The organism is Pseudomonas sp. FDAARGOS_380, from assembly GCF_002591235.1.
In the GTDB taxonomy this organism is placed as follows: domain Bacteria; phylum Pseudomonadota; class Gammaproteobacteria; order Pseudomonadales; family Pseudomonadaceae; genus Aquipseudomonas; species Aquipseudomonas salmasensis.
In genome coordinates this window covers 5238698-5252358 of the sequence record NZ_CP023969.1, presented here as the reverse complement: position 1 = coordinate 5252358, position 13661 = coordinate 5238698, and the positions used below count along the sequence as shown (strand labels likewise).

General features: G+C 61.4%; 9 protein-coding genes. 5 read left to right on the top strand and 4 right to left on the bottom strand.

The genetic code is table 11. The annotated features are described in order from the left end of the window. Nucleotides 1-179: 179 nt before the first annotated feature. On the bottom strand, nucleotides 180-419 hold the full coding sequence (locus CRN80_RS24635) for a DUF3203 family protein (RefSeq protein ID WP_044273526.1): 240 nt from the start codon (nucleotides 417-419) through the stop codon (nucleotides 180-182). A 123-nt stretch (nucleotides 420-542) separates the two neighbouring features. On the opposite strand from CRN80_RS24635, the gene CRN80_RS24630 reads away from it, so the two are divergent. Continuing rightward, nucleotides 543-1034 (top strand): MgtC/SapB family protein, encoded by a 492-nt coding sequence (locus CRN80_RS24630; protein ID WP_032892036.1) that lies wholly within the window; start codon nucleotides 543-545, stop codon nucleotides 1032-1034. A 14-nt stretch (nucleotides 1035-1048) separates the two neighbouring features. Here CRN80_RS24630 and CRN80_RS24625 read toward each other — a convergent pair whose 3' ends face one another. Further along, nucleotides 1049-1237 (bottom strand): hypothetical protein, encoded by a 189-nt coding sequence (locus tag CRN80_RS24625; protein ID WP_032892035.1) that lies wholly within the window; start codon nucleotides 1235-1237, stop codon nucleotides 1049-1051. A gap of 204 nt (nucleotides 1238-1441) precedes the next feature. Here CRN80_RS24625 and CRN80_RS24620 point away from each other — a divergent pair, with 204 nt between their 5' ends. The 4 genes from CRN80_RS24620 to CRN80_RS24605 all read left to right on the top strand — a co-directional run bounded on the left by CRN80_RS24620 (nucleotide 1442) and on the right by CRN80_RS24605 (nucleotide 10389). Next, entirely contained in the window at nucleotides 1442-3430 is a 1989-nt protein-coding gene (locus tag CRN80_RS24620) for an alpha-1,4-glucan--maltose-1-phosphate maltosyltransferase (protein WP_098951643.1), read from the top strand. Between the two features lie 166 nt (nucleotides 3431-3596). Continuing rightward, complete coding sequence (gene treS / locus CRN80_RS24615) at nucleotides 3597-6944, top strand: maltose alpha-D-glucosyltransferase (RefSeq protein ID WP_098951641.1); 3348 nt, start codon at nucleotides 3597-3599, stop codon at nucleotides 6942-6944. Continuing rightward, nucleotides 6941-9187, top strand: coding sequence for a 1,4-alpha-glucan branching protein GlgB (gene glgB / locus CRN80_RS24610; protein ID WP_098951639.1), 2247 nt, complete (start codon nucleotides 6941-6943; stop codon nucleotides 9185-9187). Before treS ends, glgB begins: the two co-directional genes overlap by 4 nt. An 80-nt stretch (nucleotides 9188-9267) precedes the next feature. Further along, on the top strand, nucleotides 9268-10389 hold the full coding sequence (locus tag CRN80_RS24605; RefSeq protein WP_098952684.1) for a diguanylate cyclase: 1122 nt from the start codon (nucleotides 9268-9270) through the stop codon (nucleotides 10387-10389). Here the strand turns inward: CRN80_RS24605 and CRN80_RS24600 are convergent. Together CRN80_RS24600 and CRN80_RS24595 are read right to left on the bottom strand one after the other, a co-directional pair. Continuing rightward, nucleotides 10368-12572, bottom strand: coding sequence for an ATP-binding protein (locus CRN80_RS24600; RefSeq protein ID WP_098951637.1), 2205 nt, complete (start codon nucleotides 12570-12572; stop codon nucleotides 10368-10370). The genes CRN80_RS24605 and CRN80_RS24600 overlap by 22 nt on opposite strands. A 173-nt stretch (nucleotides 12573-12745) precedes the next feature. Beyond that, a complete protein-coding gene (locus tag CRN80_RS24595; protein WP_032892030.1) occupies nucleotides 12746-13597 on the bottom strand; it encodes a CAP domain-containing protein in 852 nt (283 codons plus the stop codon). Nucleotides 13598-13661 lie beyond the last annotated feature (64 nt).

Here is a 13661-nt window from a genome sequence, read left to right as displayed (position 1 = left end):
TTCGCTCATCAGCCTCCATCAGGCCGATGAACTATGGGCGACGGGCTGTTTGCATAACAGACTCAGGTTGAGTGATAAAAAGCGGATCAGATAGGTTTGGCGCGTTCGTGTGCGTCAATGTGCTGCACCCCCAGGGCATAGGGGTGCAGGGATTCATTGGATTCGATGATACAGATCAATCAAATCACCGAACCAGGCTCTTGCGCCTTCACATGGTTACGGCCATCCGTGGCCCCTTCAACCGTCAGCGCGTCGGCTTCGGCTTCAGTGATATAGATCCGCTCGCCCGCCAGGTCCACATAGGACATGGCTTTGTCATTGTCGGTAAGGATCTTCACGCGGGTGGCTGGCAGGCTTTGCTCCTGGCCGTCCACGCCGAGCTTGAAGTAGCACAAATGGTTGTCGATGCGAAGGGTCATGGCGATCTCCTTTCTATGGGCTATATAGCCTTAGGCGGCACCTATGGAGGCAGGTTCCAGGCAACTGACTGGCGGTCTGCGCTGTCCACCCTTTATCTATCCATAATAAAAAGGAGCGCATCCATGGACGCCTGGTGGCATGTGGTATGGCAAACCCTGCAAGCCGAATTCGCCGACATCGGCGATGCCCGGCAACTCACCCAAGTGACCGTGCGCCTGCTGATCGCGGCGATCCTCGGCGGCATCCTGGGGTTTGAACGTGAGCACAAGGGCAAGGCGGCCGGGGTGCGCACCCATATGCTGGTGGCACTGGGCGCCGCGCTGTTTGTGCTGGTGCCGCAGATGTCCGGCAACCAGGCAGATGCCATGAGCCGTGTGGTTCAGGGGGTGATTGCGGGCATTGGCTTCCTCGGTGCCGGCACCATCCTCAAGGGCAAGGAAGACGAGGAGGGCCAGCATGTGAAGGGCCTGACCACGGCGGCCGGGTTGTGGATGACCGCCGCCATTGGCGTGGCGGCGGGCATGGGCCGTGAATCGACCGCGGTACTCAGTACCCTGCTGGCCCTGGCGGTGTTCAGCATCATGCCCAGAATCGTCAAAATGTTGGATAAATGATGCCGCATTATGGATCACTGGATGCTTGGCGAATGCCAGGCTTGGATCCCTATTACTGGCGGCATAGTCGTCGGCGGCTCCTCCACGGGCGGTGGGTCGTTTTCCGGCGGTTCTTTCTCCGGAACGGGCGCCGGTTCGCCGGGCGGCAGCGGCGGGTTGTCGATATTCGGATCTTCAGGTTCAGGGGGGATCGGGATATTCATCGGTGTGGCCTCCTTTGTGCTTTGCTCTAGCGGTGGACCGCGGCCTGGGGCAATTGATTCCCTGCCCAGTGGCGGCATATCCACCTGAACTTTTGCTGCGCGCCCAGGCTCGGACCTTAAACGGCCACGCTCGGGGAGAGCGCCGCCGCCTTTGAATTCGGATCAAGCCAAGAGCGTCCACAGGGCGTAAGGGGAAGATGCTCGATGACTGCTGAAACACTGGTTCCAGAAGACTCCGTGCTGCCGCTGTCCCAGGCGCTGCTGTTACCCAGGATCGCGATCGAAAGCACCATGCCGGTCATCGACAACGGTGAGTTTGCCGTCAAGGCAGTGGTGGGCCAGCGGGTCCATGTGACCAGCAAAGTGTTTGCAGATGGCCACGATAAACTGGCGGTGTTGATCCGCTGGCGCGCGCTGGGAGATGAAAGCTGGCACAGCGTGGTCATGCTGGATATCGGCAACAATGGTTGGGAGGGCGCGTTTACCGTCGCCCGCCAAGGCCGCCATGAGTACTGCATCGAAGCCTGGATCGACACCTTTGCCAGCTTCTGTTACGAACTGCGCAAGAAGCATGAAGCTGGCGTGCCAGTCAGCCTGGAGTTGCAGGAGGGCCGCAGCCTGGTGTTGCAGGCCGCCGAGCGCAGTGACAATGAACTGCGTGACCGCTTGATGTTGTTGCACCATGAGCTCTCCGGCCTGCTGGAAACCGAGCAGGTGGCGTTGTTCCTGCACGAAGACAGTGCACACCTGATGACCCAGGCCGACCATCGGGCCTATTTGAGCGTGAGCCCCGCGTACCCGATTGACGTGGAGCGTGAGGCCGCACAATTTGCCAGCTGGTACGAGCTGTTTCCGCGCTCGATCACCGACGATCCGGCGCGGCACGGCACGTTTAACGACGTGCATGCGCGTTTGCCGATGATCCATGACATGGGCTTCGACGTGCTGTACTTCCCGCCGATTCACCCCATCGGCCGTAGCCATCGCAAGGGTAAGAACAACTCACTCACCGCTGGCCCCGATGATCCTGGCAGCCCCTATGCCATTGGCAGTGAGGAGGGCGGTCACGAGGCGATCCACCCGCAGTTGGGCACGCGCGATGATTTTCGTCGGTTGGTCCAGGCCGCTGCCGACCACGGCCTGGAAATCGCCCTGGACTTCGCGATCCAGTGCTCCCAGGACCACCCTTGGCTCAAGCAGCATCCGGGCTGGTTCAATTGGCGCCCGGACGGCACGATCAAGTACGCAGAAAACCCGCCGAAAAAGTATCAGGACATCGTCAACGTCGATTTCTACGCGGCCGATGCCATCCCGAGCCTGTGGACCGAACTGCGCGATATCGTGGTGGGCTGGGTGGAAGAGGGCGTGAAGACCTTTCGCGTCGACAACCCGCACACCAAGCCGCTGCCGTTCTGGCAATGGCTGATCAGCGATGTGCGTGCCAAGTACCCGCAGGTGATCTTCCTCGCCGAAGCCTTCACCACCCCGGCGATGATGGCGCGCCTGGGCAAGGTCGGCTATTCCCAGAGCTACACCTACTTCACCTGGCGCAACACCAAGGCTGAGCTGAGCGAGTACCTCACCCAACTGAACCAGTCGCCCTGGCGTGAGTGCTACCGCCCGAACTTCTTCGTCAATACGCCGGACATCAACCCCGGTTTCCTGCATGAATCCGGCCGAGCAGGCTTCCTGATCCGCGCCGCGCTGGCCACCATGGGCTCGGGCTTGTGGGGGATGTATTCGGGCTTTGAGTTGTGCGAAGCCGCGCCGGTGCCGGGCAAAGAGGAATACCTGGACTCGGAGAAGTACGAGATACGCCCCCGCGACTTCACTGCGCCCGGCAACATCATCGCCGAGATCGCCCAGCTCAACCGCATCCGCCGCCAGAACCCGGCGTTGCACACGCACCTGGGGCTCAAGCTCTACAACGCTTGGAACGACAACATCCTGTATTTCGGCAAGCGCAGCGAAGACGGCAGCAATTTCATTTTGGTCGCCGTCAACCTCGACCCCCACAACGCCCAGGAAGCTCACTTCGAATTGCCACTGTGGGAGATGGGCTTGCCCGACGATGCCCAGACCCAGGGCGAAGACTTGATGAACGGCCACCGCTGGACCTGGTACGGCAAGACCCAATGGACCCGGCTGGAGCCGCAGATGCCGTTCGGCATCTGGCGCATCAGCACATCCTGAGTGCTCGTTCCCACGCTCTGCGTGGGAACGCCTCACTTGACGCTCTGCGTGGGAATGCCTCGCTTGACGCTCTGCGTCGCGCTTGGGACGCGGAGCGTCCGGGGCTGCGTTCCTACGCGGAGCGTGGGAACGATCCTCGAGAACTTTGTATTTTCAGGAGTTTGCAATGGCCAAGAAACCCAAGGCAGCCACCTTTATCAAAGACCCGCTCTGGTACAAAGACGCGGTGATCTACCAGGTTCACGTCAAATCCTACTTCGACTCCAACAACGACGGCATTGGTGACTTTGCCGGGCTGATCGCCAAACTCGACTACATCGCCGACCTGGGCGTGAACACCATCTGGCTGCTGCCGTTCTACCCCTCGCCGCGTCGTGATGACGGCTACGACATTGCCGAATACCGCGGCGTGCACAGCGACTACGGGACGATGGCCGACGCCAAGCGCTTTATTGCCCAAGCCCACCAACGCGGGCTGCGCGTGATCACTGAACTGGTGATCAACCACACCTCCGACCAGCACCCCTGGTTCCAGCGTGCGCGCAAGGCCAAGCCAGGCTCGGCCGCCCGGGACTTCTACGTGTGGTCGGACGATGACCAGAAGTACGACGGCACGCGCATTATTTTCCTCGACACCGAAAAGTCCAACTGGACCTGGGACCCGGTGGCCGGCCAGTACTTCTGGCACCGCTTTTACTCGCACCAACCCGACCTCAACTTCGATAACCCGCAGGTCATGAAAGCGGTGCTGTCGGTAATGCGCTATTGGCTCGACCTGGGCATCGACGGCCTGCGCCTGGACGCCATTCCCTACCTGATCGAACGGGATGGCACCAACAACGAAAACCTCGCGGAAACCCACGACGTCCTCAAGCAGATCCGCGCCGAGATCGACGCCCATTACCCCGACCGCATGCTGCTGGCCGAAGCCAACCAATGGCCGGAAGACACGCAGCTGTACTTCGGTGACAGAAAAGGTGACGACGGCGATGAATGCCATATGGCATTCCACTTCCCGCTGATGCCGCGCATGTACATGGCACTGGCCCAGGAAGATCGCTTTCCCATTACCGATATTCTGCGCCAGACCCCGGAGATTCCCGCCAATTGCCAGTGGGCGATTTTCCTGCGCAACCATGATGAACTGACCCTGGAAATGGTCACCGACAAAGAGCGCGACTACCTGTGGAACTACTACGCTGCAGACCGCCGCGCCCGCATCAACCTGGGCATACGGCGACGCCTGGCGCCGCTGGTGGAGCGCGATCGTCGGCGTGTGGAATTGCTTAACAGCCTGTTGCTGTCGATGCCGGGCACGCCGACCTTGTACTACGGCGATGAAATCGGCATGGGCGACAACATCTACCTGGGCGACCGTGACGGCGTGCGCACGCCCATGCAATGGTCCATCGACCGCAATGGCGGCTTTTCCCGTGCCGACCCGGCCAGCCTGGTGCTGCCGCCGATCATGGACCCGCAATATGGCTACCAGTCGGTCAACGTCGAGACCCAGGCCCAGGATCCGCACTCATTGCTCAACTGGACCCGGCGCATGCTCGCAGTGCGCAAACAGTCCAAGGCGTTTGGCCGTGGCAGCCTGAAAATGCTCTCACCGACCAACCGCCGCATCCTGGCCTATACCCGTGAATACACCGGTGAAGACGGCCACACCGAGATCATCCTGTGCGTGGCCAACGTGTCGCGCAGCGCCCAGGCGGCGGAGCTGGACCTGTCGGCCTTTGCCGGCATGGTGCCGGTGGAGATGCTCGGCGGTAATGCCTTCCCGCCGATCGGCCAGCTGAATTTCCTGCTGACCCTGGCGCCCTATGGTTTCTATTGGTTCGTGCTGGCCGCGGAAAACCAGATGCCCAGCTGGCATGTGGAACCGGCGCAAAGCATGCCTGACTTCACCACTTTGGTACTGAAAAAACGCATGGAAGAGTTACTGGAAGAACCTTGCCGCACCAGCCTGGAGCACACTTCACTGCCGGCCTGGCTGCCCAAGCGTCGCTGGTTTGCCGGCAAAGACACGGCAATCGACACGGTGCGCATCGCCTACGGCGTGCGTTTTGGCGACCCGCAGCATCCGGTGTTGCTCAGTGAGATCGAAGTGACCAGTGCTGGCCAGGTCAACCGTTACCAACTGCCCTTGGGCTTCCTTGGCGAAGACCAGTTCACCAGCGCCTTGCCCCAGCAATTGGCGTTGGCCCGAGTGCGACGTACCCGGCAGGTAGGGTTAGTAACCGATGCCTTCAGCCTTGAGCATTTTATCCTTGAGGTGATCCAGGCCATGCAGGCCGGTACCGTGCTGAGTACCCCTGACGGCGATCTGCGGTTTGAGGCGACTGAACACTTGGCCGCGCTGCAACTGACCCGTGAATCGCCGGTGCGTTATCTGTCTGCCGAGCAGTCCAACAGCTCGGTGGTGGTCGGTGACAGCCTGGTGCTCAAGCTGATTCGTAAAGTCAGCGCCGGTGTGCACCCGGAGCTGGAAATGAGCGCCTACCTGACCGCCGCCGGCTACCCGAACATTTCGCCGCTGCTGGGCTTCATGAGCCGGCGCGACGGGCAGGGACAGGACAACCTGCTGATGATTGCCCAGGGTTACTTGAGCAACCAGGGCGATGCCTGGAGCTGGACCCAGAACAACCTGGAGCGGGCGATCCGTGACGAGTTGGCCGATGCGATCTCTGAGCAGGAACAGCACTACAACGCCCTCGGTGAGCTGGCGGATTTTGCCGGTTTGCTCGGTCAGCGCCTGGGTGAAATGCACGTGGTGTTGGGCGCGCCAACGAGCGATAAAGCCTTCAAGCCCGAAGTCACCACGGCCAAGGACACCCAGGCCTGGGCCAAGGATGTGGGCGCTCAGATCGACCGTGCCCTGCAGTTGCTCAAGCTTCATCAAAGCCAGTTGAACCCCGCCGACCAGGCGTTGGTCAGTGAATTACTGGCGCAGAAAAAAGCCATCGCGGCGCATGTTCAGGCGTTGGCCAAAGCCACGGCGGGCGGGTTGCGCATTCGCGTCCACGGTGACTTGCACCTGGGCCAGGTATTGGTGGTCAAGGGCGATGCCTACTTGATCGACTTCGAAGGCGAGCCGGCGCGGCCGCTGCATGAGCGGCGCGGCAAGCACAGCCCTTATAAGGATGTGAGCGGTGTGCTGCGTTCCTTCGATTATGCGGCGGCCATGGCGCTGAATGTGCAAGGGGTGGATCACACGCCAGAAGCGAACGCGGCGCGCAAGCGGGTGACCGACCGCTACCTGAATGAAGCCCGCGTGGCATTTACCCAGGCTTATCAGGCCGCTGCGTCTACACTGGCGCATGACTGGCAGGATGCCAACGGCCACGACGCAGCGCTGACCTTGTTCAGCCTGGAAAAGGCCGCGTACGAAGTGGCCTACGAAGCAGAAAACCGCCCGACCTGGCTGCCGGTGCCCCTGCAAGGGCTGCACGGCTTGCTGAGCGGGCTGACACCTATATCGAAACCTGTACGCGGTGGGGAGACGTCATGAGTTTTACACAGAGAGAACCGCTGCAGCCCAAGCTGACTGCATTGCCGGCGTCCAAGGACGTCGATGCGCTGGTGCGCGCCGAGCACCCCGATCCTTTTTCGATCCTGGGGCCCCATGATGACGAGCAGGGCGGCCAGTTTATCCGTGCGTTCCTGCCGGAGGCCCTGAGTGTTCAGGTGCTGGCGCGTGACACGGGCGAGCCGTTTGGCAGCCTCGACGCCACCCAGGTGCCGGGCCTGTTTGTCGGGCACTTCAACACTCGCCAGCCCTACCTGCTGAAAATCCAGTGGGCCGGCGGCGAACAGATCACCGAAGACCCTTACAGCTTCAGCCAATTGCTGTTGGGGGAAATGGACCTGTACCTGTTTGCCGAAGGCAATCACCGTGACCTGGGCAACTGCCTGGGGGCGCAGGTGGTCAGCGTCGATGGCGTGCAAGGCGTGCGCTTTGCCGTCTGGGCGCCGAACGCACGGCGGGTTTCGGTGGTGGGCGACTTCAATATCTGGGACGGGCGCCGTCATCCGATGCGCCTGCGCCATCCATCGGGCGTGTGGGAAATCTTCATTCCGCGCCTGCAGCCGGGCGCAGCTTATAAGTACGAAATTCTCGGCGCCCACGGCATTTTGCCGCTCAAGGCCGACCCCGTGGCGCTGGCCACCCAACTGCCGCCGGACACCGCTTCCAAAGTCGCCGCACCTTTGCAAGTGGATTGGCAGGACCATGAGTGGATGCAATCGCGGGGCGACAAGCAGAAATCCACCGCGCCGTTGTCGATCTACGAGCTGCATGTGGGGTCCTGGCAGTGCGAGTTGGACGAGGCCGGTGAAGTGGCCCGGCAATATGGTTGGCGCGAACTGGCCGAGCGGCTGATTCCTTACGTTCAACAATTGGGCTTCACCCATATCGAACTGATGCCGATCATGGAGCACCCCTTTGGTGGCTCCTGGGGCTATCAGGCATTATCCCAGTTTGCCCCCAGCGCACGCTTTGGCTCGCCGGAAGACTTTGCCTGGTTCGTCAATGCCTGCCATCAGGCCGATATCGGTGTGATTCTCGACTGGGTGCCAGCGCATTTCCCCACCGATACCCACGGCCTGGCGCAATTTGACGGTACCGCGCTGTACGAATACGCCAACCCCCTGGAAGGTTTTCACCAGGACTGGGACACGCTGATCTACAACCTGGGCCGCACCGAGGTCCACGGTTTCATGCTCGCGTCGGCTTTGCATTGGCTCAAGCATTTCCATGTGGACGGCCTGCGCGTGGACGCCGTGGCCTCCATGCTGTATCGCGATTATTCGCGCAAGGCCGGTGAATGGGTGCCCAACCGCCACGGTGGGCGCGAGAACCTGGAAGCCATCGACTTCTTGCGGCACCTCAACGACGTGGTCGCCCTTGAAGCGCCGGGCGCCTTGGTGATTGCCGAGGAGTCCACGGCCTGGCCGGGCGTCAGCCAGCCGACCCAACAGGGTGGCCTGGGCTTCAACTACAAATGGAACATGGGCTGGATGCACGACTCCTTGCATTACATCCAGCAAGACCCGGTGTACCGCGCCCATCATCACAACGAGCTGAGTTTCGGGTTGGTGTATGCCTGGTCCGAGCGCTTTATCCTGCCGATTTCCCATGATGAGGTGGTACACGGCAAGCACTCGCTGATCGACAAGATGCCCGGCGACCGCTGGCAGAAATTTGCCAACCTGCGCGCCTACCTCAGTTTTATGTGGATGCATCCGGGCAAGAAGCTGCTGTTCATGGGCTGCGAATTTGGCCAATGGCGCGAGTGGAACCACGACCAGCAACTGGATTGGTATTTGCTGCAATACCCCGAGCACCGTGGCGTGCAGAAGCTGGTGGGCGACCTGAACCGTCTGTACCGCGAAGAACCTGCGTTGCACGAACAGGACGATGCGCCCCAGGGCTTCCAATGGCTGATCGGTGACGACGCGATCAACAGCGTCTACGCCTGGCTGCGCTGGAGCAAAGATGGCAAGCCGGTGTTGGTGGTGGCCAACTTCACCCCGGTGCCCCGCGAAGGCTACGCAGTCGGTGTGCCGTTTGGCGGGCGCTGGAGTGAGGTGATCAACAGTGATGCCGACACCTACGCCGGCTCCAATTACGGTAACGGTGGCGCAGTGTTTACCCAGGATGAGCCGCGCCATGGGCAACCGGTGTCGCTGTCGCTGAACTTGCCGCCCTTGGGTGTGCTGATTTTGCGGCCCGAGGAGCCTGAAACGCTCTAGCTCGGCGGATGCTGCTGTTCGGCTTGCTGGCAAGGTGCCACAATGGCGCTTTGTCGTCGCCGTTCACACAGGCCAATCCCATGAATAGCCTCGGGCAAGATCAGGGTCAGCAAATCGAAGAGCAGGTGCGAACCGACCGTTTGCACCAGCTGTTTCGTCAATCATTCTCCGCTATCTTCGGCAGCTACCTGGGCGCCGTCATGCTCTGCTGGCTGTGCTGGGACCGGTTCGATCATCAGGTCATCCTGGTGTGGCTCGTACTGCTGGCGGGCTCGTCATTGGTGCGCCTGCATTTGTTCGTGCAATGGTTTCGCTGCCCTGACGCGGGGCGCACACCCGCCCGTTGGGAACGCCGCTACTGGATCACCCTGATGCTGTCGGCGGGTATCTGGGGCGGCGGGGCGCTGGCGGTGATGCCGGTCGATGACCGTTTATCCCAGGTGTTGGTGATGCTGTTTACCGTGGGCATGTCGGTCAGCGCGGTGTCCTGTTATTCGGCTTATCGTTACATGACGCTGGGTTCCATGGCGCTGGTGTTGCTTCCCTGTACGGTATGGATGCTGCTCCAGCCCTCACCGATGCAAGTCGGCGTGGCGCTGGCGGTGCTGGTGTTTGCCTCGTTTGTGGTCGGGGCGACGCACAAACTCTCCGATGCTCTGGAGAAAGCCTTTCGCCTGACGCGGCAGATGGAGCGCGCTCATCATATTTCCACCCGTGCCGCCCAGACCGATGAGCTGACCGGGCTGATGAATCGTCGGGCGTTTTACGAGCAGGCCCAGTTGCTGTACGCGCAGTGCCTGCGCGAGCAGCAGCCGTTGTGTGCGTTGATGATGGACATGGACCACTTCAAAGCCATCAATGACACCTATGGCCACCAAGTCGGTGACCAGGTGTTGCGCCAGATTGGTGCAGTGATCAGCGCATCCTTTCGCCAGACCGATATCTACGGTCGCCTGGGAGGCGAGGAGTTTGCGGTGTTGCTGCCCAATACCTCATTGGAGACCGCGCGCGGCATTGCCGAGCAGTTGATCCAGAAAATTGGTGACTTGCCCGCCGACCCGGTCCAGGGGGTGAGCGCCAGCCTGGGCGTGGCGTCCACCCACGCTCAGCATCTGGATTTGAACGGCTTGATGAACAGCGCCGACAAGGCCCTGTACCAGGCCAAGGCATCGGGCCGCAATCAGGTGGCGGTCGTCGACTGATCCTTGCACATCGCCTTTGCCAGCACCCGCGCAACCTGGTCGGCGGAGTAGGGCTTGGCGAGGAATTCAAAGCCTTCATAGCCGCTGTCCGCCAGTTCCTCACTGTAGCCGGAGACGAGTACCACGGGCAGGTCCGGGCGGCGCTGGCGCAGCAGCTTGGCCATGGCCACGCCGGTCATGCCGGGCATCACCACGTCGGAGAAAATCGCATCGAACCCCTGGACGTCTGTGCCGGCGAGGTTCAGTGCCTGTTCGGCATTGGTCGCCCAGGTGGTCTGGTAACCCAGGTCCTTGAGGATCTGGCTGGCGAAGCGCCCCACCTCAAGGTTGTCCTCGACGATCAGCACATGCTGATGAGCCGCCTCTTGCGGCGCAGGCAGATCTGCAAGCGGGTCTTGATCCGGCGCCGCTTCGCCTTCGACTTGCGGCAGGTACAAGGTAAACACCGTGCCGTGGCCCAGGGTGCTGGCCACATCGATATTGCCGCCTGACTGCTTGGCAAAGCCGAATACCTGCGACAGGCCAAGGCCCGTGCCTTTACCCACGGCCTTGGTGGTGAAGAACGGCTCGAAAATGCGCTCGAAAGTATCGCTGGGAATCCCGGTGCCGGTGTCGGCCAGGGAGATGGCGATGTAGGGCATGCACGACTCGGCATCCCCGCGGATACGTGGCAGCGTTTGCTGCCCGGCGACCTTCAGAGTCAGGGTGCCCTGGCCGTCCATCGCATCGCGGGCGTTGAGGGCGATGTTGATCAGCGCGGTTTCGAACTGGCTGGGGTCGATGCGCGCATAGCAGGGCTGATCGGGCAATTGCACCTGCACATGAATGCGCGCGCCGGTGACGCTTTCGAGCATCTCGCCGATGTTCTGCACGCGCTGGCCGACATCGAAGACCTGCGGGTTCAACGGCTGGCGACGGGCAAAGGCGAGCAGTTGGCTGGTGAGCTTGCTGGCCCGCTCCACGGTGTCGGACACCGCGCACATATAGCGTTGCCGACGCTCCTCGGACAGGCCGGGCTGGCGCAGGAAATCTACGGATGAGCGGATAATGGTCAGCAGGTTGTTGAAGTCATGGGCGACGCCACCGGTCAGTTGGCCGATGGCCTCAAGTTTTTGTGACTGGCGCAGTGCAGCTTCGGCTTCGGCCAGCGCACGGGTACGCTCATTCACGCGCTGCTCCAGGCTGGCATTGAGTTCCGTATAGGCAGCCAGGCCCTTACGCACGGCGGCGTCGGCACGCACGCGCTTGATATGTGCCCAGGAACGTTCGGTGACTTCACCCAACAGCGCGATGTCGTAGGACGACCAAAAGCGCGGCACTTTGTCGTGTACGGCCATCAGCGCGGTGAGCCGCCCGTCTTTGATCAATGGCATGCAAATGGTGGCTGTCACACCGAGCGCCTGGAAGCTTGCGGCATCATGGGGCGGCAACTCGATCAGATTATTGCGTATCACCAGTGGCTCGCCGGCACGCAGGCAGTTGACCGCGCATTCGCCAAACGCCGCCAGGCTGTAATGGCCGATGATGCTCGGCGAGCCTTGCGCCGACCAGTCGCCGCGAATGGTGAAGCCGTCTTGATCTTCGTCCATGTCGGCGTAGGCGCAGATGGACACCTGCAGATGCTGGGCCAACAAGCGGGTGGTCGAGGTCATGATGGTTTCGGCGTCGGTGGCGTTGGTCACGCAGTTGCTAATGGCGTCCAGCACTTCAAGACGACGGGCCAGGAACACCGTGGCAGTGGTTTCGGTCACCGTGTCGAGCAGACCGACCACCACGCCTTGGGCATTGCGAATCGGGCTGTAGCAGAAGGTGAAATAGGCTTGTTCCGGCGCTTCGTTGCGTTGGATCAGCAGCGGGAAGTTTTCGATATAGGTGGCGTGCCCGTCGAACGCGGCGTCGGCGATAGGGCTGATATCGTCCCACACCTCGTGCCAGATCTCGTTGAACGGGCGACCCAACGCATCGGGTTTGCTACCCAGGATCGGCGTGAACGCGTCGTTATAGAGGGTAATCAACTGAGGCCCCCAGACGATGGCCTGGGGGAAACTCGATGCGAAGGACAGCGCAACGGTTGTCTTCAACACGTCGGGCCAGTGTTCAAGTGGCCCCAAGGGCGTATTGGCCCAATCATGCTGACGAACCCGCTCTGCCATTTCGCTGCTGCCTTGCAGCCAATTCATCATTGGGTTCACACCTTGCTTGCCACGCATTGTTTAGCTTTGAAGAGTCACACCGACTAGCTACAGACCGGAATGACCGCATTCAGTTCAGCGCGATTATCTCCCTGATAGCACTTTGATTTCATTGTCTATTTGCACGCCGTCATTGTTGGCCGGGTTGGGCCGGCGCCCAACCTTCATTGCGTGCCGAATAAACCCGTCCAATAGATGCCCGCGTCACTCTTGGGGTCCATCGCGTAGGCGGCGCCCAAATCGCGAAACTGCGGGTTCATCAGGGTGGCGCAGTGGCCGGGGCTGGCGAGCCAACCGTCGACGACCTTGCGCGGCGTGTCGAGGCCGGCGGCGATGGTTTCGCCGATGTTCTTCGCGATATACCCGGCCAGTTCGGCGCGGTCCCCGGGCGTACGACCGTCGTGGTCCAGGTGGTCGAAGAAGTTGCCGTTGGCCATGTTGCGCGTGTGGCTGTTGGCCGCGCTGGCCAGCGTGTCGTTCCACGACAGCGGTGTGGTCGCGGTGAACGCCTGGCTGCCGCACTGGCGCGGCTCGGCACGCGCGGTGTTGATCAGGTCGAGCAGTTTTCTCCCTTCGGTTTGCCAGTCGCCCAGGCCGCTGGTCAGCAGCGGGCGAGCCAGCACGATGCGCCAGTCCTGGCCGCTGTTGCTGACGCCGATGTCGACAAATTGCGGATCGAGCACGACGCGGCAGAAGCTTTCGCGTACCGCTTTCATCGCAGCCTCGGCGTCCTTGGGACCGGACAGGCTGATGGCCTGCACGTTCACCATCGGGTACGCAGCCCGCGCCAGCGACTGCTGCAAATCGCCGACATTGGAGGCCGGCAATACCAGCCGTGTGTCGCTGGCCAGCGGTGGCAGCTCCTGGGAACCCTGGTCACCGCAGCGTTGTACCTGGCTGCGGTATTGGTTGATCTGTTGGACTAACTGACTTTCTTCATTCGCCATCGCGCTGGCGCAGAACACCGTAGTGGCGGCCAGCGTCGTAAGACCCATCATCAATGACAGAACGCGCATGGACGTTACCCTTGAGCTTGAAAGTGCCCATGATGCGCGATCCAGGTGCATCCATGCACCCGTT

What these genes read in the sequence shown, in the direction of transcription:
- CRN80_RS24605 (WP_098952684.1), top strand. Translation starts at nt 9,268, where the DNA reads ATGAATAGCCTCGGGCAAGATCAGGGTCAGCAAATCGAAGAGCAGGTG.
- CRN80_RS24635 (WP_044273526.1), bottom strand. Translation starts at nt 419, where the DNA reads ATGACCCTTCGCATCGACAACCATTTGTGCTACTTCAAGCTCGGCGTG.
- CRN80_RS24620 (WP_098951643.1), top strand. Translation starts at nt 1,442, where the DNA reads ATGACTGCTGAAACACTGGTTCCAGAAGACTCCGTGCTGCCGCTGTCC.
- CRN80_RS24600 (WP_098951637.1), bottom strand. Translation starts at nt 12,572, where the DNA reads ATGATGAATTGGCTGCAAGGCAGCAGCGAAATGGCAGAGCGGGTTCGT.
- glgB (WP_098951639.1), top strand. Translation starts at nt 6,941, where the DNA reads ATGAGTTTTACACAGAGAGAACCGCTGCAGCCCAAGCTGACTGCATTG.
- treS (WP_098951641.1), top strand. Translation starts at nt 3,597, where the DNA reads ATGGCCAAGAAACCCAAGGCAGCCACCTTTATCAAAGACCCGCTCTGG.
- CRN80_RS24625 (WP_032892035.1), bottom strand. Translation starts at nt 1,237, where the DNA reads ATGAATATCCCGATCCCCCCTGAACCTGAAGATCCGAATATCGACAAC.
- CRN80_RS24595 (WP_032892030.1), bottom strand. Translation starts at nt 13,597, where the DNA reads ATGCGCGTTCTGTCATTGATGATGGGTCTTACGACGCTGGCCGCCACT.
- CRN80_RS24630 (WP_032892036.1), top strand. Translation starts at nt 543, where the DNA reads ATGGACGCCTGGTGGCATGTGGTATGGCAAACCCTGCAAGCCGAATTC.